We start from the raw sequence: 19,776 nt of genomic DNA on the forward strand, positions 1-19,776 counted from the left end.
TTCCTCCCAAGCCTCCCCTCAAGGGTGGCCTTATGCCCTGTGACGCCGCCCATGAGCTGCGTGATGATCGTTCAAATGGCACCCTTTCGTTTCGGCGGCGGCAAACGCATCTAGGCACCACCTGTCCATATGAGACCTTCCGCATTTCCTCTCGCTGACGGGCGGCGACCCGCTTCTGCCTCCGGCTTATCGGGCAGCTGCTGTTTCGATGATGCAATCAAGCAAGGTTGCTGCGACGGGATCGGCACCGGCGGGTTCGCGCATCAGACCGAAGGTGGTGGCGACAATGCGGCCAGCACCGACACGTCGTTCGGCAATGGTCGCACAGGGTTTGTGAATCCAGCCCACCATCGTGCCGGCATGGACCAATCCATCGAAATGGATCGGACGGAAGCCAGTGATGACCCGGTTGGGATTAACACCGACGAAGGAAAGGTCGGTCAGTGGGCCGCCTGGCAGGCGCGTGAAGGCTCCAGAATGCTTCACCCAGCTGAAGCCCGTAACCCAATTGCCTTTCCAGATGGTGCCTTGGCGTTCGGTTACACGCATCTGCGGCATGGATTGGCCGCGATCGCCTCCGGTCGGATAATTCCAGTTCGGCTGGTCATTGCGCAGATTGCCGAAGGGAAGGGGTGCCGCATCGGCCAGCGATACATAATAGGCGCCGTGCTCCATGGCATCGATATCGGCCTGGCTGAGGGAGAATGCGACCCGCACCTCCGCATTGTCGGCATCGGTAAGCTCGTAGCCAAGCGCGCGCAGATATTGTGCGATCTCGGGTTCCGCCGAGAATACGGAGATTGCAGGCTTGGTCCGGCGGCCGTAGACGCTGACCTCGAGGCTGTTGCGCGCGATCTCGCGGTCGCCGGCTGTAAGCGTGAACTGGATAGTGATCTGTTTGCCGGCCATATCCGCCGTAAAGGACAGGGAAAGGGCTGGCAAATGATGTACCGACGTCGCGTTCAGTGCCGGTATTGCGATTCTTCCGCTATTCGCGCCATTGACGCTCCAGCGTAGTTCAGTCGGTGGGAGCGCCTTAGCGCCGGTCGAGATTTCGAGTTCGATGGCGGCTGTATCGCCTGCCCAGACCGCGTAATGCTGCATGCGCGGCACGATGACGACATCGGTATTAATCTCGTGGAAGCGGTTGTGATAGGCACGCCTATTGCGCTGCATATCCATCAGTCCGTTTGCTTCCCAATGCAAGTCGGTCAGCTCGGTAATGACATAGCCCTGGATCGAGGCATGGCGACGCATCTCTTCGATCTCGAATTTGAGCGCATTGAACTGATGCCATTGCGTGTCCTCGATGAAGGAGCCGAAGGACGGAAAGATCTTGTCGAACTGATAGGTGCGGAAGCGTTGCTCGACGCCGTGCGGATAGGTCGCGCCGTCGCTATCCCATTCCAGACCGTTGATGAACCAGAACGGTTCTTTGCCATCCTGCTTGAGCTTGTCGGGATGCGGCAGGCCCCAGACGCCGAACTCGGAGACGACGAGCGGCTCGTCGCCACGCCGTTTCGCGTCGCCGTTCGGCGAATAGGACCAGCTTGGCCTTCCCGCGAAGGCTGAAACCCAATCGGCCCATTCGCGCGCCATTTCCGGGACGGAGGCATAGTAATGGTAGTCGTCGATGTCGGAAACGATGTGAAAGTTGGGAATGCAGGCGGAATTGTCGACGACAAGCCGCGTCGGATCCTTCTCTTTCAGCCAGTGATAGGCCTTTTCCAACCAGGATCGCTGATCGGCGCTTTCGACAAGGCGCGTCCCCCAGTCCTCGTTGATGATGGTCCAGATCACGATGGAGGGATGATTGCCGTCGCGGCGCAGAATTCCTTCCATCGTATCGAGCAGGCGCTTCGCCGACTTCTCGGTGAAGGTCTGAATGTTCGGGATTTCAGTCCAGACCAGCAGGCCAAACCGGTCCGCCACATCGTAGTAGCGTGGATCGGGCACCTTGATGTGGCAGCGCAGCAGGTTAAGGCCCAGTTCCTTCGCCTTGCGCGCCTGATCTTCCAGAAATTCGATCGATGGCGGCGTGTAGATATCCTCGGGATAATAGTCCTGATCCAATGCGCCACGCATGTAGAAGGGCTGTCCGTTCAGGAAGAGCTTGCCATCCCTTGCTTCGAAGGTGCGAAAGCCGAAATTCTGCTCTGCTGCGTCGATTAGGGCGCCTCCCTCCGATAGCTCCGCAACGGCGCGATAGAGAGCGGGATCATCGAGCGACCATGCCTCCACGTTGACCACTTTGAGGGTGGCGGAGGCTTTTGCTTCGCCGTTGAGTGCGAGCTCGGTGGCTGATGCGACCGCGCCATTGCGGTCGAGAAGCGTGACCGACAAGGCGCCGGAAAAGGCCGATGCCAGCTCGACATCGATGGTGACGTCGCCCGTGGCGAGGTCGGCGTGAATGGCTTGATGGGTGATATGCGCTTTACAGCGGCATTCAAGCCAGACCGACTGCCAGATGCCGCCTAGCATGCCGTACCAGCTCTGCTTGCCGTGCGGGATCTCGTCAAACGGAAAGTCTGGAAAAGCCTGCGCATCGGCACTCGGCAATGTAACCTTAACCTCCAGGCGCATTTCGCTGTCAAGAAGGTCACCGGGAATGGCGAATTCGAACGGCAGATAGCCGCCTTCGTGAGAGCCGAGCATACAGCCGTTGACCGAAACTTCGGCGAAATAGTTCACGGCGCCGAAATGCACGATGACCTGACGATCCCGCCATTCTTTGGGCACCGTGAGCGCGCGCGAATAGATGGCAATGCCAGCCGCGGCTCGCAAATCCGGAAAATGCGCTTGCCAGGGTGCGGGTACGACAATCGTCGTTGGTGTTTGCCCTTCCAGATGAAAGTCCCAGGTTCCGTCGAGAGACAGGCGCACACGCGGCCCGGAATGTGTATCGGCGAAACGGCGGGAGGCGATGGTCATAGCCGCGAGCTTTCCGGTTTGATTAAGTCACAAAATAAGTTACATACAAGTTTCGTAACTTATATATTTAACTTCCGCAAGAGCCGCAGCTTCCCATTTTTCGTCAGATTTTCTAACGTGGGTGCGAGAGTGCTCCTAAGTCCGAGAAAGAAACTGAGTGAACGACCAAACCAAGAAACGACCGACTATGTCCGATATCGCCTCGCGGATCGGCGTTTCCCATGCCACGGTTTCACTGGTACTGAACGAGGTGCCCGGCAAGCGGGTTTCGGAAAAGGTGCGCGAGCGTGTGCTGGCGGTTGCCAAGGAACTTGGCTACCGGAAGACCGCGCCGGCCAATGACCCGATCGGCGGCATCATCGTTCTGTTGATCGACGATCTCATGGCATCGCAGCATGCTCCTCCGTTGATAGAAGGCGTACGCGTCGCAGCCGAAGAGCAGGGTCTGGCGGCGCTCACCGTCGTGACCGGCGGGCAGGTCGAGTTCGCCGAATCCATTCTCGATTATCTCGGGCGGCGCCAGATCCTCGGCGTGATCTACGCCACGCTCATTACTCAGCTCGCTCCCGTACTGCCGTCCAAGCTCGGCAGCCATCCGGCCGTTCTTTTGAACTGCCATCAGCAGCGGGCGGAGTTTTCGTCGATCATTCCAGGCGATCACGCCGGCGGTTTTGCGGCTACGGAGGCATTGATCAAGGCCGGGCATCGTCGCATCGCCATGATCGATGCAGGCAGGCAGCGCTTGGAAGCGGCGCGGGATCGCCTCAGCGGTTATCGTCAGGCGCTGACGACTTACGATATTGCCGTCGATCCTGAGCTGATCCTCTCCGAAGCGTGGTCACTCGATCTCGGTCGGGAGAAGATGCTTCAGTTGCTCGACCTGCCGTCGCCGCCGACCGCGGTCTTCTGCTTTTCAGACCGCGTGGCAATGGGTGCCTATGATGCGATCAGGATGCGTGGCCTGAAGATTCCTGACGACATTTCCGTCGTCGGCTTCGACGATGAAAGCTTTGCTCGTAAAATCCTGCCTCCGCTTACGACGTTGAAGCTGCCGCATGAAGATATGGGCCGATGGGCGGTGACTGAACTTTTGGAAAAAGTGGCTCAACCCAAGAAGCCGCCGGTGCGGTTGAAAATGGAATGTCAATTGATCCGGCGTGCTTCCATCGCTCCACCGCCGTGAATGAGAAAGTATAGGCGGCGTGCCTGGGGCACCTCAGCGAGCGGCGCGGTCGGATCGTCTGCCCAGCAGGGAGGCTCGAATGAGTTCTGCCTTGCTCAAGGCCGGCGGCGGGGGCGGTTCTTCGCGCTGAACTTCCGCCTTGGTGTGTGTTTGACGCAGCGCGATCAGGCGCTGCTGCGCGGCAAGCCTGTCCTCGGCCGAAAGCGGCTCGATGGGATTGCCGGCGAGATCGTGGCGCATGGAATCCGATTGAGCGCAGGCATGATAATATCGTTTGGAATGCAGAAATGCGCTGGTGGCGCGACGAAGCGACATGACAGGTACGTCCGGCTTCAAGAGCGGACGAATTTCATTCCAGAGACCAAGCGCAAAAGGACGGATCGGATCACCGGCCTTGGCAGGCAGGATACCGATGGGGCGAAGCAGGAGCGTATTGATCGCAGCCGCCTTCTTGACGTCGAGCTCCGTCGCCACGATCGGTTCGCGATTGGTCGTCCAGGATTCTTCCATCAAATCGTTCCTCTGCGTGCAATTCCATTACGGTTTGATTGTGAAGTGATTTTGACGAGACAGCAACGAAATCTGGCCCCGCTTATTCGCCCTCACGCCAAGCCGATGTCCATATATGGGGTGCCTTGTTCTGCAGCAAGTTTGGTTAACGAGATTTTCATAGCTGGTTGGCTAGTTTTTGCGGCGTCGCGATAGGTAGTGCGTACGCGGCATCCTCTCTCAATCCCGAATTCGCAACAAGCAGGCCCGCGAAAATGTCGCAGGGTCTAAGCTTGGCCTGCATGGCCAAGTAAACTGCAAACTGGACCAGATGATAGCGGTCGGCACTGTCAAAATAATTTCCTCCACTTGTCGGAACCGCCTTCTGTCGGTCGTCCTTGGAGCATCGACCGCTTCAACTTGGAGGAATATCGTGGAAAACGCTCAATCAGTTTGGCAGATTGCCGCCATTCTCGTCGCTCGCCTGATCTTCGCTGCCGTCTTCTTGATGGCTGTCTCGTTCAAATTCATGGATATGGGTGCCACCGCCGGCTATATCGCCGCCGCCGGTTTCCCGTTTCCATTGTTCCTGGCGTGGTGTGCTGCGATCCTTGAAGTGCTGCTCGTCATTGGCTTCTTGACCGGTGCCCTGTTTACTCCGGCTGCGCTCGTTGCCGCCGTTTATGTCATCTTCCTCGGTTTCTCGTTCCACGGTCCGGCACACTGGGCCGGCAACCAGGCCGAATTCGGCTTTTTCGTGGATCATTTCGTTTTCCTGGCAGGGCTGCTCTTCGCAGCCGTGCACGGGCCAGGCAGCATACTTGCCGCAAAGTGGGCGCTCCGGCCGGCCAAATACGACGCAGCTTCATCATAACTTGCCGTATTTGCGCATTTAATCACAGATCAGCGATGTGCCGGCGCCGGAAGAGGTGGTCTGTGAAGATCGCCGCTTGCGGCGCCGTCGAATATACAAAAGCTGAGTCTCGATTTAGCGAAGGCTCGAAAGCGGCGTTGATTTAGCTGGCATGGCCCTTTACTTGTCTCGCTGAAAGAAAAGGTGAGCCAGCCATGGATCATGAAACAAGCCTCCGAAACGAGCGCAAGCGCGGCTCCGGCGTGAAGGTGGTCTACGACATCTTGCGTGACGAGATTCTGGATCTGGAGCTACCGCCGGGCAGCCCGATCGACGAGGTGCAGCTTTCCGAACGTTTCGGCATGTCGCGCACGCCGATCCGTGAAGCCTTGGTGCGGCTGGCGGGTGAGGGGCTGATCGATACGCTGCCCAATCGCTCGACCATGGTGTCGCAGATCGACTTCCTCAACATGCATAGCTATTTCGACGCGCTGGTGCTGATGTATCGGGTCACGACGCAGCTTGCGGCGAAATATCACCGTCCGGAGGATTTGGAGGCCGTGAAGGCTCTCCAGGCTGAATTCGCCGATGCCGTCGAAGCACAGGATGCGCTTGCGATGATCTCGACCAATGCCGCGCTGCATCTCGCGATCGCCGAGGCCGGGCGCAATCCCTATTTCACCAGCCTCTTCTCGCGTTTGCTGAACGAAGGCCGGCGCCTCCTGCGCCTCTATTATCAATCCTACAACGATCGGCTGCCGCGTCGTTTCGTCGAGGAGCACGATGAAATCATAGCCGCGATCGAGGCGAGGAATACCGAACTTGCCGAGCGTCTGGCGCGCGAACATGCCGAACAGATCGTCAGCCAGATCCAGAAACTGCTGATGCGTGGAGAGCGTCTCGACGTCCGTCTTTAGCCTGCATATTTCTTGTCGACAAATTAAATACAAGGCTGTATGAATGCTGCATGGATGGTGAGGCGTGGCGGCGGATGCGGCTGGTTGCCGATCCGCTCGAGCCCAAGCCACAAGAGGATAGACAGATGACCGCAAGCATTTTCTCCGGCGTAATCCCTGCCTTGATGACCCCGTGCAAGGCCGATCGCAGCCCCGATTTCGATGCGCTCGTGCGCAAGGGCAAGCAGCTTATTGCCGAGGGAATGTCGGCTGTCGTCTATTGCGGCTCCATGGGCGATTGGCCGCTGCTGACCGATGCGCAGCGCATGGAAGGGGTGGAGCGGCTGGCCAAAGCAGGCGTGCCTGTCGTGGTGGGTACCGGCGCCGTCAATACGGCCTCGGCCGTTGCCCATGCCGCGCATGCACAGAAGGTCGGCGCCAAGGGTCTGATGGTGATCCCCCGCGTGCTGTCGCGCGGCTCGGTGATTTCAGCCCAGAAGGCGCACTTCAAGGCGATCCTGTCGGCCGCGCCCGATCTTCCGGCGGTGATCTATAACAGCCCTTATTACGGCTTTGCCACGCGTGCCGATCTCTTCTTTGCGCTGCGTGCCGAGCATCCGAACCTCGTCGGCTTCAAGGAGTTCGGTGGCCCCGCCGACATGCGCTATGCCGCCGAGAACATCACCAGCCGCGACGATGAGGTATCGCTGATGATCGGCGTCGATACGGCCGTCTTCCACGGCTTCGTCAATTGCGGCGCGACGGGCGCGATCACCGGCATCGGCAACGTGCTGCCCAAGGAAGTTATCCATCTCTGCAACCTTGCCCAGGCTGCCGCCAAGGGTGACGTCGACGCGCGCCAGCGCGCGCTCGAGCTGGAGCAGGCGCTTGCCGTCCTGTCCTCTTTCGACGAAGGACCGGACCTGGTTCTCTTCTTCAAGTACATGATGGTGCTGAAGGGCGACAAGGAATACGAGCTGCATTTCAATGAAAGCGACGTCTTGAATGATAGCCAGCGCGGCTATGTCGAGACGCAGTTCAAGCTGTTCAACAGCTGGTACGCCGAGTGGAGCAGGCTTCCCGGCGCCGTGGAGAAGTACAAGGCCTAAGCTCTTACAGACAGCTTAGGATCAATATGCGAGAGGCCCCGCGGGGCCTCCTTTTTATCTTGCTCTGGCCTTTACATTTCGATGTCGATCAGGCGACAGCATCGAGGCCAAGCTCCTCCAGGCGATCGAGTTGACGGATTTCATCTGCAGTCAGCGGGATGCCATCCTTTTCCGCACGAGCGCGGGCGGCGAAGCGACGCTGCGAGGGCAGGCGCGCGCCTTGGCCGACAATTGCCTCGAACAGCACTTCGGCGCGAGCAAGCGGATTTCCTGGTCGGCCTGACGCGAAGGCCTCTGGCGAGAAGGCGACGATGAGTTCGCCGTGGCGTGGCGCAAACGCGGTCGAGCCGAGATAGTCGAGCGCCTCGCGGCTGGTAAAATCGCCGATCATGATGCCGGCCAGAAGTTCGATCATGGTGCCGATCGCCGAACCCTTGTGGCCGCCGAACGGCAGCATAGCGCCGGAGAGTGCTGCTTCCGGATCGGTCGTCGGCTGACCATCGGCATCTATCGCCCAACCCTCGGGCAAAGGCTTGCCGGCGCGCCGATGCAGTTCTATCTCGCCGCGCGCCGCAACGGAAGTCGCAAAGTCGAAGACGTAAGGCGGGTTATCGAGGCGCGGCCAACCGAAGGCGAACGGGTTGGTTCCAAGCAGCGGCGCGGTGCCGCCGGCGGGCGCGACGGTGGAATAGCTCGGGCACATGGCAGAGGCGGCAAGGCCGCGCTCCGTCAGCGCTTCCACCTCCGGCCAGAGTGCTGCGAAATGCGTGCAGTCGTTGATGGCAAGCGCAGCAATGCCGAAGAGGCGAGCCTTTTCAGCAAGTACAGGTACGCCGAGTTCGAAAGCGGCATTGGAAAAGCCGCTCCTGGCATCGACGCGCACGATGGCTGAGTCAGCCCGTTGCTCCAGTTCAGGCACTGCGTCTGGCCGCACTTTGCCGGCCTTGACCGTGCGCAGCACGCCTTCGATGCGATAGACGCCATGCGATTTGCAGGCGTCCCGTTCGCCGGCAACGATCGTCCGCGCGATCGCTGCTCCCTGTTGTGCATTGAAGCCGGCCTTGAAAAGGATCGCTTCAAGGCGGCTTTGCAATGCTGCGGGTGTCAGGGTGGTCACATCGGTCAATTTCGGTTCTCCCTATTATGCTTGCTTGCATCATAAACATGGAAAATATAAATACATAAAGTATACAAAAAATCGACATGCGACTCGTCCCCATGTTGCGCATGTCGCTTTGCCACAACGCTTGACGATAATTGCTTAACGTATCGATATCCGCGCTTGATCCCATACCGGGAAGAGGGATGCCCATGATCAGCCTGAGACCTGGAATAGCGTTTGTCCGCGGAGCGACGCGGATTGAGGAAATACGGACATGAGCAGACCGGACGTTATCGTCATCGGGGCCGGCGTGATCGGCCTTTCCGCCGCGATTGCAGCTCAGTCGCGCGGCTTGAATGTCCTGGTTGTCGACCGCGAAGGACCGGCCGCTGGCGCTTCCGCCGGCAATGCCGGCGCTTTCGCCTTCACCGATATCCTGCCGCTTGCCTCTCCCGGTATTTTGAAGAAGGCGCCGAAATGGCTCCTCGATCCGCTTGGGCCGCTCTCGGTACCTCCCGCCTATGCGCTGCAGATCGCGCCCTGGATGTTCCGGTTCTGGCGCGCCTGCCAGCCGTCGCGCGTTGCCCATTCGACGGCGGCCCAGACAAGCCTGATGGATCTTTCCAGGGCGGAACTGGAGCCTTTCCTCGCTGCCACCGATACACTCTCGATGCTGCGCAAGGAGGGCAATCTGCAGGTCTATGAAAGCGAGGCGGAGTTCCATGCTTCGCTGCCCGGCTGGGACGCGCGCCGCAATCACGGCATCGAATTTCGGCACCTGAAAGCAGACGAGATGGCGGCGGTCCAGCCGGGACTGGCCTCGCGCTTCATCCTCGGCACCTTTACGCCTGGCTGGTACTCCATTGCCGACCCAAAGCTTTATACGCTGGCGCTGGCTGAGCATTTTCGCAACCGCGGAGGTGTCATCGAGAGGGCCGAGATTGCGTCGCTTCGCGCGATCCCCAACGGGGTCGATGTGGTCGCGGCGGATGGGAAGCTCCGTCAGGCTGGCAAGGTCGTTGTGACCGCAGGCGCCTTCTCGCATCGCATCGCCAAAACGCTGGGCGAGCGCATCCCGCTTGAAACTGAACGCGGCTACAATACGACGCTTCCGCCCAATGCCTTCGATCTGCGCACGCAGATAACCTTCGGTGGCCATGGTTTCGTCGTCAGCAAGCTTTCCACCGGCATTCGCGTCGGCGGTGCGGTGGAACTGGGCGGATTGGAATTGCCTGCGAATTTTCGCCGCTCCGAAGCCATGCTGCAGAAGGCCCGCGCCTTTCTGACCGGTCTCAATCCGGAGGGGGGAAAGCAATGGATGGGCTTCCGGCCATCGTTGCCGGACAGCCTGCCGGCTATCGGCCCGGCCAGGGTCACGCCGGATGTGATCTATGCCTTCGGCCACGGCCACCTCGGCCTGACCCAATCGGCGGGCACTGCGCGTCTGGTCGCCGACCTTCTTACGGGACAAAGGCTGGTGATCGATCTGGCGCCCTTCTCGCCGCAACGTTTTTAGTGGGAAGAGAGACCTTGCTGCCGGTATCGGCCGCGATTGTGGCCATGCTGTCGACTGCGAGCTTTGATCGGGATCAGACGACCGTCTCGCCGCCATCGACGACGAGGATCTGTCCCGTCATGTAGGAGGAACGGTCGGAAACGAGGAACAGGATCGGCTCGGCGATTTCTGAAACGTCGGCCCAGCGTCCGAGTGGCACCTTTTCGGCGATATAGTCTTCGATGGCGCTGCGTCCGCCCATCTGCGCGATGAATGGCGCGTTGAAGGGCGTGTCGACCCAGCCGGGGCAGAGCGCGTTGACGCGGATGCCAAAGCGAGCATAGTCGCCGGCCATCTGCCGGGTCATGGCGATGACCGCATGCTTGGAAGTGGTATAAGCGATCATCTCGCGATCATAGAGTACGCCTGATGATGACGAGGTGTTGAGAATGACGCCTTTGCCCGCCTTTTTCATGATCGGCATGACGAAACGCGAGGCCATGAAATGCGCGCGGACATTCAGGTTCCAGGAGGTATCGAACCCGGAGACCGCAACCTCCTCCAGATTGCCTGCGACCTGCGCGCCTGCATGATTGTGGAGGATATCGATGCGGCCATGCCGTGTTGCGATCTTTGCAATACCGTCCTCGAGCGCCTCGTCGTCCATGACGTTGACAGCAAGGCTTTCAGCGCTGCCGTCAGCCTCGGCGATCTGGCGCACGGTTTCCGTCGCATTTTCCAAATTGATATCGGCGACGATCACATGCGCACCCTCGCGCGCCATGATGAGCGCCCCGGCGCGGCCGATGCCGGAGCCGGCTCCGGTGACGATTGCGACCCGATCCTTGAGTATCATTGATTTTTCCCTGGTCAGTTTGTCGTTGTCTTTTCGCGCATCAGAAAGCGCGCGATGAGGATGAGGACGAGCGATGCGATCAGCACCATCGTCGCGATTGCGTTGATCTCCGGCGTGACGCCGCGGCGGATCGAGGCGAATACATAGATCGGCAGCGTCGTATTCGATCCAGCGACAAAGAAGGCGATGATGAAGTCGTCGAAGGAAAAGGTGAAGGCGAGTAGAAAGCCGGCGAGGATCGACGGCATGATCTGCGGCAGGACGATCTGGCGGAATGTAGTCAGCGGTGTGGCGTAGAGATCGTTGGACGCCTCGACGATATCGCGGCCCAGGCTTGCAATGCGCGCCTTCACGATCATCGTCACCAGGGCCATGGTGAAAAGGCCGTGTGCCGCAATGATCGAGCCGTAGCCGAGCGCGAATTTAGGCGGCTGGTCGCCGGGCCAGACAGCCGCGATCAGCGGGTTGATAATGCCGAAGACTTCGACCAACGCCACCAGCGTCGCTATGCCGATGACGACACCAGGCACGACGATCGCCGCGGCAAACAGCCCGTCAAAGATGGCGCGGACGCGAGGGCCGAGCCGTTCCAGGCCGATTGCCGCCATCGTACCGAAGATTGCAGCAAGCGCGGCGCTGGTAAAAGCGATGATGAGACTATTGCGCAGTGCTTCCATCAGGAAGGTATTGGACAGCGCCCGCCCGTACCATTGCGTCGAAAAGCCGGTGAACTCGCTGGCGTTGCGGCCCGCGTTGAAGGAGAACAAGACGACGAGCGCGATCGGTGTGTAGAGGAACATATAGACGAAAGTGACGAGTGCGCGCATCAGACGAGATCCACCTGGCGGGTGCCTGCGACGCGCCAAGCAATGCGCATGGCAATCAGGAGCACGATGACGACGACGGCAACGAGCGTCACGGCAATCGCCGATCCGAATGGCCAGTTGCGCGACTGCAGGAAGAGATCGACGAGCGCATTGCCGATGAAGAACACCTTGCCGCCGCCGAGCAGCTGCGGGATCAGATATTCCCCGAGCAACAGGATCGTCACCAGAGCGACGCCGGTCATAACGCCCGGCAGGGACAACGGCAGCGTAATGCCGAAGAAGGTCGAGATGGGTTTGGCGCCAAGGTCGGCCGATGCCTCCAGCAGCCGGCGGTCAAGCTTTTCCAGGCTGACATAGATCGGCATGATCATCAGCGGCAGGTAGCCGTACACGATACCGAGCAGCACGGCACCGGGGGTATTGATGAGCCGGACATTCTCGATTCCGACATATTCAAGCAGATGCGGAATACCGCGCGCGCCAAGCAGATACATCCAGGCATAGGTCCGCACGAGAAGGCTCGTCCAAAAGGGAACGACGACAAGCGAAACAAGCAGCAACCGGCGCTGCGGGCTGGCCTTGACAGCGAGATAATAGGCGACCGGATAGGCGATGAGCAGGCAGGCCGCTGCGCCAATCGGCGCAAGGATCAGCGTATTGACGAAGGCAGCCGAGCGCGAGCCGAGATTGGCAAATTGCGCGAAGGTGAAGGCTGCTTGATAACCGCCCTCCGGAGCACGCTCGCCAAAGGCAAAGACGATGATGGCTATGAAGGGCAGCACCAGGAAGATGAACAGCCAGATGCCTGCCGGACCGACAAGGGCAGCGGTGACGAGGCGCCGTTTGGTGGCGGGGTTAAGGGGCATCGAGAGGTTCTTTATCCGTCGGTTCGGAACGTGGGGCCGGTCCCCGGCCGCAATCGCGGCGGGGACCGGAGTTGACGGAGAGATCAGGCCGATTTGAAACGGGCCATCAGCTCGGCACGGCTCGGATCGGTGAGCGTGACGGCGGCGCCGAATTCGAGCGGCGTCAGCGCGGCCTCGTCCGGATAGACTATCTTGTTCGAGGTGATGTCTTTCGGCAGAAGCGAGATGACGCGGCTGTCGGTGGTCGGCGCGCCGTTGGCGATATGCTCCTTCACCGCATTCTTCGGGTCCATCAGATAGTTGAGCAAAGCGTAGCCGGCCGCCTTGTTCGGCGCATCCTTCGGGATTGCATAATAGTCGGTCCAGATCTCGCCGCCGTCTTTACCGAGCACATAGGCAAGCTCCGGCATGTCGCGGTTGAGCTGCGCGCCATCATTCGTCCAGCACATCGTCAGCCAGGCGTCCGTCGACCGCATGGACGGCTGATAATCGGAATTGATGGCGAAGAGATGCGGCTTGACCTTGATCAGCAGTTCCTCGGCCTTGGCGAGTTCTTCCGGCTTGATCGAGTTGAAGTCATAGCCGAGGGAAACCAGTGCACTGCCGATGGTCGTCAGCTGGTAGTCGTGCACCATGGCACGGCCGTCGGCTTCCGTCTGAGCGACCTCGAAGAAGTCCTTCCAGCTTGAAAGCTTCGTCTTGATCTTCTTGGTGTTGACGGAAAAGCCGGTCGTGCCCCAGTTCTTCGGCACGGCGTAGGTTTTGCCGTCGATCTGTCCTTCTTTGGTGAAGCGCGGGCTTTCCGTTGCCTGGCTGAAGTTCGGGATCTTTGACAGGTCAAGCTCTTCGATGAGGCCAAGCTTGTGATGGGTCGAGATCGTGTAGTTGGTCGGTACGAACAGCGACCAACCGGAGGCACCGGCCTGTAGCTTGGCGAGCATTTCCTCGTTCGAGCCGAACACATTGACCTCGACGGCGACGCCGGTTGCCGCCTTGAAGTTCTCAAAGGTCTGGGGATCGTGATAGTTCGGCCAAGTGGCGATCGACATTTGCGTGCCGAGTTCGCCGGCGGCATAGGCGGGTGTCGAAAGCGCGCCCGGAACGCGAGACAGCACCGCCGTCGCAAGGCCGAGGCCGGTGATGCCGAGGAAATGACGGCGGCTGACGGAGCCGCGCTTCAGGCGCATGAATTCATCCATGAAGCCTTCGGCTGAAATCGGAAGATTGTCCTTGTAATCCTTGCTCATGATGCTGTTCCCTTGTTTTGGTCTATGCATTCGATGCTGGAAAGACATGTAAGGCTTTGGGGTCGAAGCCGAGGAAGACCTGTTCGCCCGGCCCCACGAGATCGCTTTCGTTCATGCCGCGGCGATCCGAAGTGATCAGAAAATCGCCGAGACCGGGCACGGTGACCGCATATTCGGCAGACGAGCCCAGGAAGATGCGATGCGTCACCGTGCCCTTGAAGGACATTCCGGCTGCCGCCATGCTGTGGCTGAGATGGATCGCTTCCGGACGCAGGGCGGCAATTGCCGCTCCCGGTGCGAGCCGCTTGCCGGTTGACAGTGCCGAACCGTCCGCCAGGCGAAGCGTTTTGCCATCGGCTTCCATCGTCGCCTCGATGCGGTTGGTCTTGCCGACGAAATCGGCGACGAAGAGATCGGCGGGGCGATCATAGACTTCCTGCGGCGTGCCGAGCTGGCGGATGCGGCCAGCGCTCATCACGCAGACGATATCGGCCATCGATAGCGCCTCTTCCTGGTCGTGGGTGACGAGAACGAAGGTGATGCCGAGCTCGCGCTGCAGCGTCTGAAGCTCGATCTGCATGGCCGAGCGCAGCTTCTTGTCGAGCGCGGCAAGCGGCTCGTCGAGCAGCAGGACGGAAGGGCGGTTGACGATGGCGCGCGCAAGTGCCACGCGCTGCTGCTGGCCGCCGGACATTTCGTGGATGCGCCGCCTGGCAAAGCCGCCAAGCCGGACCATCTCGAGCGCTTCGGCAACGCGCCGGTCGATCTCGGCAGCGCCAATCTTCGGACGCATCTGCTTCAGCCCGTAGGCGACGTTCTGCGCGACGTTAAAATGTGGGAACAGCGCATAGTGCTGGAAGACCATGTTGACCGGACGCCGGTAAGCCGGAACGCCGTTCATCTCGTGTCCGTCGATCAGCACCGTGCCTTCGCTCGGCTGTTCGAAACCGCCGATCATGCGCAGGCACGTCGTCTTGCCGCAGCCGGAAGGGCCGAGAAGTGCCAGAAATGCGCCCTTGGGCACATTGAGGTTGATGTCCGTTACGGCGGTCACGGCGCCATATTTCTTCGTGACCGAACGGAATTCGATATCGTTCGTTGAAGCGGATGCCACGTCTGTTCCCTGCGGTTGGTCGGCAGTCTTGATCTGCCTTATTGCCACCGTCGTTAAGGAAAGAGTAAGCCTGAGCTTCTCGTGAGGTATATACCCCGAAAGAGGTATTTTCGTACGGATTGCTTCATGGAAGGTGTATATGGGGCTGCTCTCGATTGCGCAGGGCGGCAAAGGGGATCGTCATATGAGCACCGACCTTGAAGGGCTTTTCGCCGCCTTCAATGCCACGATCGGCCGATCGACGATGACGGATGCCGAGTTCGGAGAGACGTTCCGCCAGATGATGGCGTCGCTAGTACGGTTCGATTACGTGGTCGTCTTCGCCTATCGCGGGAAGGAGCGGCCGATCGATCTTTACAGCACCTTCGATCGCAAGGAGCATGTCATCTTCGTCACGCTTTACCAGGCCGGCCCCTATCTGCTCGATCCGTTCTATCACACGGCGCGCGAACGCCGCGAAGGCGTGCTCAGGATGCGGGAGCTGGCGCCGGACCGCTTCTTTTCCAGCGAGTATTACCGGACTTATTATGTGCAGACCGGACTTGCCGAGGAAATCGGTTTCTTCGTTAATGCCGACGACGACATTACCATCGTCCTGTCGTTGATGCGACGCGAGAAGACCGGTGTTTTCCCGCCGGCGGAATTCACGATATTGAAGAAGGTCGAGCCGCTCATCGCAAGCCTGGTGCGGTATTACTGGTCCGGCCTTGCGTCGCGTTTCGATGCGCAATTGGCCGCCGGAGGCAGGCGCCGGCGCCGGAAGGGTGAGAACGAGACTGTCCCGCCAGCCGAAACCGTCTGGCGGGACCTCAATCTGACAAGCCGTGAGACTGCCATCGTCGAACTCGTCTTGCAGGGGCACTCATCGGAATCGATCGGCCTGAAGCTCAATATTTCGACGGGTACAGTGAAGGTTCATCGCCGCAACGTCTACCGCAAGCTCGGTATTTCCTCTCAGACCCAGCTGCTTTCCCTCTACCTCAAGAATCTCGCCTAGTTCGGTCGAGGCTCTAGCCCAACAGACGCGCACCATTTCCATCTCTCGCAAGCAGCTTCAGCCAGGGACCGCAATGGAAAAAGGTCATGAGCAGATACATCGGCACCATCCCGCCGAGCATCGAGCTGCCCTGTGTGGAACAGATCATGTCGCCGGCTGAACCATAAGCGGAAAGCACGGCCATCAGGGCGAAGCTCGGCGCGGCGGCCAAAGCCAGCAGCCGGCCGGCGATGACGGGTAGGGTAGGGGCGGTGCGGCCGCCCCTCTCACCGATTTCGGACGAGACGGACATCAGTTTGCTCCATAGCGGTCATGGTGCCTCCACCACACGCCGGTCTCGTTGCGCCCGAGCGGGGCTCGGTCGAGCCACTGATACATACCCCAGAGCCCGTCGAGCCCGCGGGCATAGGACGAGTAGGTGTGATAGACGTCTTCGTCCTGCATGGCGAAGGCGCTGACGCCAGGCCGGTCACGCGTGTAAGTCGCGATATCGGTCCCCGTCATTGACGCCATTAGTTCGACCGGGCCTTCGCTGCCGCGCAGCTCCCATTGCTGTATCGTCTTGCCTGCCTGAGCATCGAGCATTGGCGGCTCGCGGCGATAATTATATTCGATGCTGCCGCCGCTCTGCTCCTCCGGCGTGAACCAGACATTGAAATCATGGTTAAAATCGCTGTTTGCGGAAGAGGCCCAGTCAAAGGTCCAGCCCATGCGTTGCTTGAATTCTTGCAGCTTCGCGAGCGGTGCGCGGGAAATGGCCGAGAAGGCGACATCGTGGTTTTCAAGATGCACGGCGATGCCGTTGAAACCATCCGCGATCGATGAGCAGGATGGGCAACCGGCCGTATAGTCCGGCCCGAACATGAAATGATAGACGAGAAGCTGCGAGCGCCCTTTGAAGAGACCCGAGAGCGGAACGACACCTTGGTCCGTCTCGAGCCGATAGTCCTTTTCCACCTTAACCCAGGGCAATTCCTGGCGGCGGGCGGCGATCTCGTCGCTGCGTCGCGTCAGCTCCTTTTCCTGCTCCAGCAGGGAAAGTCGGGCCGAAAGCCATTCTTTACGTGTTCCAGTCGCATGCATCGTCATGGTTGATCTCCTCTTGTCAGCGACATCTGTCCTTGTCGGCGCTGCGTCTTGCCTGCCGATGTGCGATACCTTACGGCTGGAGTGCGAAGGGGTGGGAGTTACAAGTGTGACGGGATTTCGATGGACTCGCTGATCGTCGCGGCTGCCCAGGCGCTCGCTGCCGGAGATGTGCTGGGAGCGCTGAAGCGCGTCGCATTGCGCGACGATGCTCCGGCGCTGGCGCTTCGCGGCATTGCTATGGCCCAGCTCGGCGATCTCGCCCGCGCCAAGACCCTTCTGAAAAGTGCCGCGCGCGCCTTCGGTCCCCGCGAGGCTGTGGCCCGCGCCCGCTGCGTGGTGGCCGAGGCGGAGATCGCACTTGTCTCACGCGACCTCGGCTGGCCGGAAAAGGCGCTGGAGGCGGCGCGGGCCGCTCTCGAAAAACACGGCGATCGTATTAATGCCGCCCATGCCCGCAATCTGCAGATACGCCGCCTGCTGCTCATCGGTCATCTGGATGAGGCGGAGCGCTTGCTGGCGAAGCTCGACCCATCGCCGTTGCCGCCGGCCGCAAAGGCAAGCCATGAATTGGCGGTCGCCGGCATTGCTATCCGTCGTCTGCGTATCGAGCCGGCACGTGCCGCTCTAATGCGTGCGGCGGAAGCGGCAAAAAAGGCGGGAATCCCCGCGCTCGTGGTCGAGGTACAGGATGCGGCGCGCATACTCGACGAGCCGGCCGCGCGCCTGGTCGCGCGGGGGAGCGAGAGATTGCTGTCGCTGGATGAGGTCGAGGCGCTTCTGGCGTCCGATGCCTTGGTCGTGGACGCCTGCCGCAACGTCGTGCGCCGCGCTGGAGACATCATATCGCTTGCGAGCAGGCCCGTGCTTTTTGCCCTTGCGCGCGTGCTCGCCGAGGCAGCCCCCGCCGACGCGCCGCGGGCGCTGTTGCTTTCCCGCGCGTTCCGCGCCCGCCATGCCGACGAATCCCACAGGGCGCGGCTGCGTGTGGAGGTCGGCAGGCTTCGAGCCGCCTTGGGGCCGCTCGCCGAGATCCGAGCGACGGCGGAAGGTTTCGTGCTGGCGCCTCGGCTGGCAGGTGATGTCGTCGTGCTGGCGCCTCCGGTCGAGGTCGAGCATGCCTCCGTGCTTGCCCTGCTCTCGGATGGCGAGTCTTGGTCGAGTTCGGCATTGTCGGTTGCGCTGTCGACAAGTCCGCGTACGGTGCAGCGTGCGCTCGACGCGCTTGCGGTTGCAGGCATGGTGCAAAGCGTCGGTAACGGACGGGCCTGTCGCTGGATGATGCCGCCCGTCGTCGGCTTCCCGACAACATTGTTACTCCCCGGACCGCTGCCGAGCGACTAGACTTCTTATTATCGATACTCAACCGCTCCCGACCGGAGGATGGAAGCATGAAAAAGTCCCAAGCGGAGATCATCCGCGAATATGGCCCTTTTGACAATGCGCCGCGCGTAAACGGTGTCACCTTCGACGGCCGGCATGTCTGGTTCGCCTCCGGCGAGAAACTGCACGCCCTCAACCCCGAAAGCGGCGAGCAAGTGCGCACGATCGACGTTGCCTCGCACGCCGGCACCGCCTTTGACGGCCGTTACCTTTATCAGATCGCCGAAGACCAGATTCACAAAGTCGACCCGGAAACCGGCAAGATAGTCTCCACGATACCGGCGCCCGGCCAAGGCGGCGATTCAGGCCTAGCCTGGAGTGAGGGCAGCTTGTGGGTCGGGCAGCATCGCGGCCGCAAGATCTATGAAATCGATCCAGAAACGGGCGCTATCCGACGCACTATCGAATCCAACCGCATCGTCACGGGCGTGACATGGGTGGATGGCGAGTTATGGCACGGCACCTGGGAGGGCGACGAAAGCGATGTCCGCCGCGTCGATCCGGTGACCGGCGAGGTGTTGGAGCGGTTGGAAATGCCCGAGGGCGCCGGCGTTTCCGGTCTGGAATCCGATGGCAAGGACCGCTTCTATGCCGGTGGCGGCGGCAGCGGCAAACTGCGAGCGATCCGCCGTCCGCGTTGAGCGGCTTGCCGTGAAGATGTCTTACGTCCGGGGCCAGCCGACTGGCTCCGGACTTTTGGCTTTGGAAAGAGCAGGCTTACGCCTCTGGCTCAAACGATTGCATCCGGACCACGACTGGATGGCGCGACTTTAAAACTTGTCGACCACGGACGAAGCTTCCGGCTGGGGCCTGCGAGCGCTGACGTCCCATCTCATATATGGTGAACCAACTGGAGTGCCATGCGTTTCCAACATGGAAGCCATGCCTTGCTGCTTCGAGCGCTCATCGCCATATTTCACTTACCAATCGCATTTCAATCAATTCCAAATTGTAAGCCGCGCCGATACCGGCCAATGTTGGCAGCAGTCGTGCGCGCCGAGGAGAAGCTATGAATGAGATCTCGAAAAGTCTTGGTGAAATGAACCTGCAGGAGCGTGCCGATCTCATGGCCGCCGTCGCGGATATGCTGCAGGCCACTGCCGAAGAGGCGGAGGAGGACGGCGATACGTTTGCTGTCACCAACTCGCTGTTTCTGGCTTGCAATCTTCGCGGCTGTTCGTCCGATCTCGGCCCGAACGATCTCAAAGCCGCGGAACTGCTGCTGGAGCAGGGAATCACCTTCATCCACCTGCTGAATGGGCGCAAGAAAGGCCGTGGGCTGGTGCACTGACGGCTGCAATCTGCGAAGCAGTCAGAAAATGCCGTGGACTGCTAAAGCCTC

Annotated in this window: 19 protein-coding genes; 9 read left to right on the forward strand and 10 right to left on the reverse strand. The window is 60.3% G+C overall.

Features of this window, described 5'->3' with window-relative positions:
- Nucleotides 1-186: 186 nt before the first annotated feature.
- Complete coding sequence (locus ACYJRZ_RS28870) at nt 187-2,931, reverse strand: glycoside hydrolase family 2 protein (protein WP_459464522.1); 2,745 nt, start codon at nt 2,929-2,931, stop codon at nt 187-189.
- 157 nt (nt 2,932-3,088) lie between these two features.
- On the opposite strand from ACYJRZ_RS28870, the gene ACYJRZ_RS28875 reads away from it, so the two are divergent.
- Nucleotides 3,089-4,114, forward strand: a complete 1,026-nt coding sequence (locus tag ACYJRZ_RS28875; protein WP_459464524.1) for a LacI family DNA-binding transcriptional regulator — start codon at nt 3,089-3,091, stop codon at nt 4,112-4,114.
- A gap of 33 nt (nt 4,115-4,147) precedes the next feature.
- Here the strand turns inward: ACYJRZ_RS28875 and ACYJRZ_RS28880 are convergent, their stop codons facing one another.
- Nucleotides 4,148-4,624, reverse strand: coding sequence for a ProQ/FINO family protein (locus tag ACYJRZ_RS28880; protein ID WP_459464526.1), 477 nt, complete (start codon nt 4,622-4,624; stop codon nt 4,148-4,150).
- Between the two features lie 412 nt (nt 4,625-5,036).
- Between ACYJRZ_RS28880 and ACYJRZ_RS28885 the strand changes: the two genes are divergently transcribed.
- From ACYJRZ_RS28885 to ACYJRZ_RS28895, 3 genes are all read left to right on the forward strand, one after another.
- The gene (locus ACYJRZ_RS28885; RefSeq protein WP_459464528.1) at nt 5,037-5,477 is read left to right on the forward strand and encodes a DoxX family protein; all 441 of its coding nucleotides are present in this window, start codon (nt 5,037-5,039) and stop codon (nt 5,475-5,477) included.
- Nucleotides 5,478-5,671: 194 nt separating this feature from the next.
- Nucleotides 5,672-6,373, forward strand: coding sequence for a GntR family transcriptional regulator (locus ACYJRZ_RS28890; RefSeq protein ID WP_459464529.1), 702 nt, complete (start codon nt 5,672-5,674; stop codon nt 6,371-6,373).
- Between the two features lie 125 nt (nt 6,374-6,498).
- Nucleotides 6,499-7,461: a dihydrodipicolinate synthase family protein gene (locus ACYJRZ_RS28895; RefSeq protein ID WP_459464531.1), complete on the forward strand. Its 963-nt coding sequence runs from the start codon at nt 6,499-6,501 to the stop codon at nt 7,459-7,461.
- Nucleotides 7,462-7,549: 88 nt separating this feature from the next.
- Here ACYJRZ_RS28895 and ACYJRZ_RS28900 read toward each other — a convergent pair whose 3' ends face one another.
- Entirely contained in the window at nt 7,550-8,587 is a 1,038-nt protein-coding gene (locus ACYJRZ_RS28900; protein ID WP_459464533.1) for an Ldh family oxidoreductase, read from the reverse strand.
- Nucleotides 8,588-8,837: 250 nt separating this feature from the next.
- Between ACYJRZ_RS28900 and ACYJRZ_RS28905 the strand changes: the two genes are divergently transcribed.
- Nucleotides 8,838-10,079, forward strand: coding sequence for an NAD(P)/FAD-dependent oxidoreductase (locus tag ACYJRZ_RS28905; RefSeq protein WP_459464535.1), 1,242 nt, complete (start codon nt 8,838-8,840; stop codon nt 10,077-10,079).
- 73 nt (nt 10,080-10,152) lie between these two features.
- On the opposite strand, the gene ACYJRZ_RS28910 is transcribed toward ACYJRZ_RS28905, so the two are convergent.
- The 5 genes from ACYJRZ_RS28910 to ACYJRZ_RS28930 form a co-directional block, all read right to left on the reverse strand.
- Nucleotides 10,153-10,914 carry an SDR family NAD(P)-dependent oxidoreductase gene (locus tag ACYJRZ_RS28910; protein ID WP_459464537.1) on the reverse strand — a complete coding sequence of 254 codons (762 nt, stop codon included), beginning with the start codon at nt 10,912-10,914 and terminating at the stop codon, nt 10,153-10,155.
- A 14-nt stretch (nt 10,915-10,928) separates the two neighbouring features.
- Nucleotides 10,929-11,741, reverse strand: a complete 813-nt coding sequence (locus ACYJRZ_RS28915) for an ABC transporter permease (RefSeq protein ID WP_459464539.1) — start codon at nt 11,739-11,741, stop codon at nt 10,929-10,931.
- Entirely contained in the window at nt 11,741-12,607 is an 867-nt protein-coding gene (locus ACYJRZ_RS28920) for an ABC transporter permease (RefSeq protein ID WP_459464541.1), read from the reverse strand. The genes ACYJRZ_RS28915 and ACYJRZ_RS28920 overlap by 1 nt, the downstream gene beginning before the upstream one ends.
- Nucleotides 12,608-12,690: 83 nt before the next feature.
- Nucleotides 12,691-13,854 carry an ABC transporter substrate-binding protein gene (locus tag ACYJRZ_RS28925; protein ID WP_459464543.1) on the reverse strand — a complete coding sequence of 388 codons (1,164 nt, stop codon included), beginning with the start codon at nt 13,852-13,854 and terminating at the stop codon, nt 12,691-12,693.
- A gap of 22 nt (nt 13,855-13,876) precedes the next feature.
- Nucleotides 13,877-14,968 (reverse strand): ABC transporter ATP-binding protein, encoded by a 1,092-nt coding sequence (locus ACYJRZ_RS28930; RefSeq protein WP_459464544.1) that lies wholly within the window; start codon nt 14,966-14,968, stop codon nt 13,877-13,879.
- 184 nt (nt 14,969-15,152) lie between these two features.
- Here ACYJRZ_RS28930 and ACYJRZ_RS28935 point away from each other — a divergent pair, with 184 nt between their 5' ends.
- On the forward strand, nt 15,153-15,965 hold the full coding sequence (locus ACYJRZ_RS28935) for a helix-turn-helix domain-containing protein (protein ID WP_459464545.1): 813 nt from the start codon (nt 15,153-15,155) through the stop codon (nt 15,963-15,965).
- 13 nt (nt 15,966-15,978) lie between these two features.
- On the opposite strand, the gene ACYJRZ_RS28940 is transcribed toward ACYJRZ_RS28935, so the two are convergent.
- Nucleotides 15,979-16,257: a hypothetical protein gene (locus tag ACYJRZ_RS28940; protein WP_459464546.1), complete on the reverse strand. Its 279-nt coding sequence runs from the start codon at nt 16,255-16,257 to the stop codon at nt 15,979-15,981.
- Nucleotides 16,257-17,054 carry a DUF899 domain-containing protein gene (locus tag ACYJRZ_RS28945; RefSeq protein WP_459464548.1) on the reverse strand — a complete coding sequence of 266 codons (798 nt, stop codon included), beginning with the start codon at nt 17,052-17,054 and terminating at the stop codon, nt 16,257-16,259. Before ACYJRZ_RS28945 ends, ACYJRZ_RS28940 begins: the two co-directional genes overlap by 1 nt.
- Nucleotides 17,055-17,174: 120 nt before the next feature.
- Here ACYJRZ_RS28945 and ACYJRZ_RS28950 point away from each other — a divergent pair, with 120 nt between their 5' ends.
- The 3 genes from ACYJRZ_RS28950 to ACYJRZ_RS28960 all read left to right on the forward strand — a co-directional run bounded on the left by ACYJRZ_RS28950 (nt 17,175) and on the right by ACYJRZ_RS28960 (nt 19,725).
- Nucleotides 17,175-18,395, forward strand: coding sequence for a helix-turn-helix domain-containing protein (locus ACYJRZ_RS28950; RefSeq protein WP_459464550.1), 1,221 nt, complete (start codon nt 17,175-17,177; stop codon nt 18,393-18,395).
- Between the two features lie 47 nt (nt 18,396-18,442).
- Nucleotides 18,443-19,075: a Vgb family protein gene (locus tag ACYJRZ_RS28955; RefSeq protein ID WP_459464552.1), complete on the forward strand. Its 633-nt coding sequence runs from the start codon at nt 18,443-18,445 to the stop codon at nt 19,073-19,075.
- A gap of 368 nt (nt 19,076-19,443) precedes the next feature.
- A complete protein-coding gene (locus ACYJRZ_RS28960) occupies nt 19,444-19,725 on the forward strand; it encodes a hypothetical protein (RefSeq protein ID WP_459464553.1) in 282 nt (93 codons plus the stop codon).
- Nucleotides 19,726-19,776: the final 51 nt, after the last annotated feature.

This window comes from Rhizobium sp. No.120, assembly GCF_054558365.1.

What these genes read in the sequence shown, in the direction of transcription:
- ACYJRZ_RS28870 (WP_459464522.1), bottom strand. Translation starts at nt 2,931, where the DNA reads ATGACCATCGCCTCCCGCCGTTTCGCCGATACACATTCCGGGCCGCGT.
- ACYJRZ_RS28880 (WP_459464526.1), bottom strand. Translation starts at nt 4,624, where the DNA reads ATGGAAGAATCCTGGACGACCAATCGCGAACCGATCGTGGCGACGGAG.
- ACYJRZ_RS28890 (WP_459464529.1), top strand. Translation starts at nt 5,672, where the DNA reads ATGGATCATGAAACAAGCCTCCGAAACGAGCGCAAGCGCGGCTCCGGC.
- ACYJRZ_RS28895 (WP_459464531.1), top strand. Translation starts at nt 6,499, where the DNA reads ATGACCGCAAGCATTTTCTCCGGCGTAATCCCTGCCTTGATGACCCCG.
- ACYJRZ_RS28905 (WP_459464535.1), top strand. Translation starts at nt 8,838, where the DNA reads ATGAGCAGACCGGACGTTATCGTCATCGGGGCCGGCGTGATCGGCCTT.
- ACYJRZ_RS28910 (WP_459464537.1), bottom strand. Translation starts at nt 10,914, where the DNA reads ATGATACTCAAGGATCGGGTCGCAATCGTCACCGGAGCCGGCTCCGGC.
- ACYJRZ_RS28915 (WP_459464539.1), bottom strand. Translation starts at nt 11,741, where the DNA reads ATGCGCGCACTCGTCACTTTCGTCTATATGTTCCTCTACACACCGATC.
- ACYJRZ_RS28920 (WP_459464541.1), bottom strand. Translation starts at nt 12,607, where the DNA reads ATGCCCCTTAACCCCGCCACCAAACGGCGCCTCGTCACCGCTGCCCTT.
- ACYJRZ_RS28925 (WP_459464543.1), bottom strand. Translation starts at nt 13,854, where the DNA reads ATGAGCAAGGATTACAAGGACAATCTTCCGATTTCAGCCGAAGGCTTC.
- ACYJRZ_RS28935 (WP_459464545.1), top strand. Translation starts at nt 15,153, where the DNA reads ATGAGCACCGACCTTGAAGGGCTTTTCGCCGCCTTCAATGCCACGATC.
- ACYJRZ_RS28940 (WP_459464546.1), bottom strand. Translation starts at nt 16,257, where the DNA reads ATGTCCGTCTCGTCCGAAATCGGTGAGAGGGGCGGCCGCACCGCCCCT.
- ACYJRZ_RS28945 (WP_459464548.1), bottom strand. Translation starts at nt 17,054, where the DNA reads ATGACGATGCATGCGACTGGAACACGTAAAGAATGGCTTTCGGCCCGA.
- ACYJRZ_RS28950 (WP_459464550.1), top strand. Translation starts at nt 17,175, where the DNA reads ATGGACTCGCTGATCGTCGCGGCTGCCCAGGCGCTCGCTGCCGGAGAT.
- ACYJRZ_RS28955 (WP_459464552.1), top strand. Translation starts at nt 18,443, where the DNA reads ATGAAAAAGTCCCAAGCGGAGATCATCCGCGAATATGGCCCTTTTGAC.
- ACYJRZ_RS28960 (WP_459464553.1), top strand. Translation starts at nt 19,444, where the DNA reads ATGAATGAGATCTCGAAAAGTCTTGGTGAAATGAACCTGCAGGAGCGT.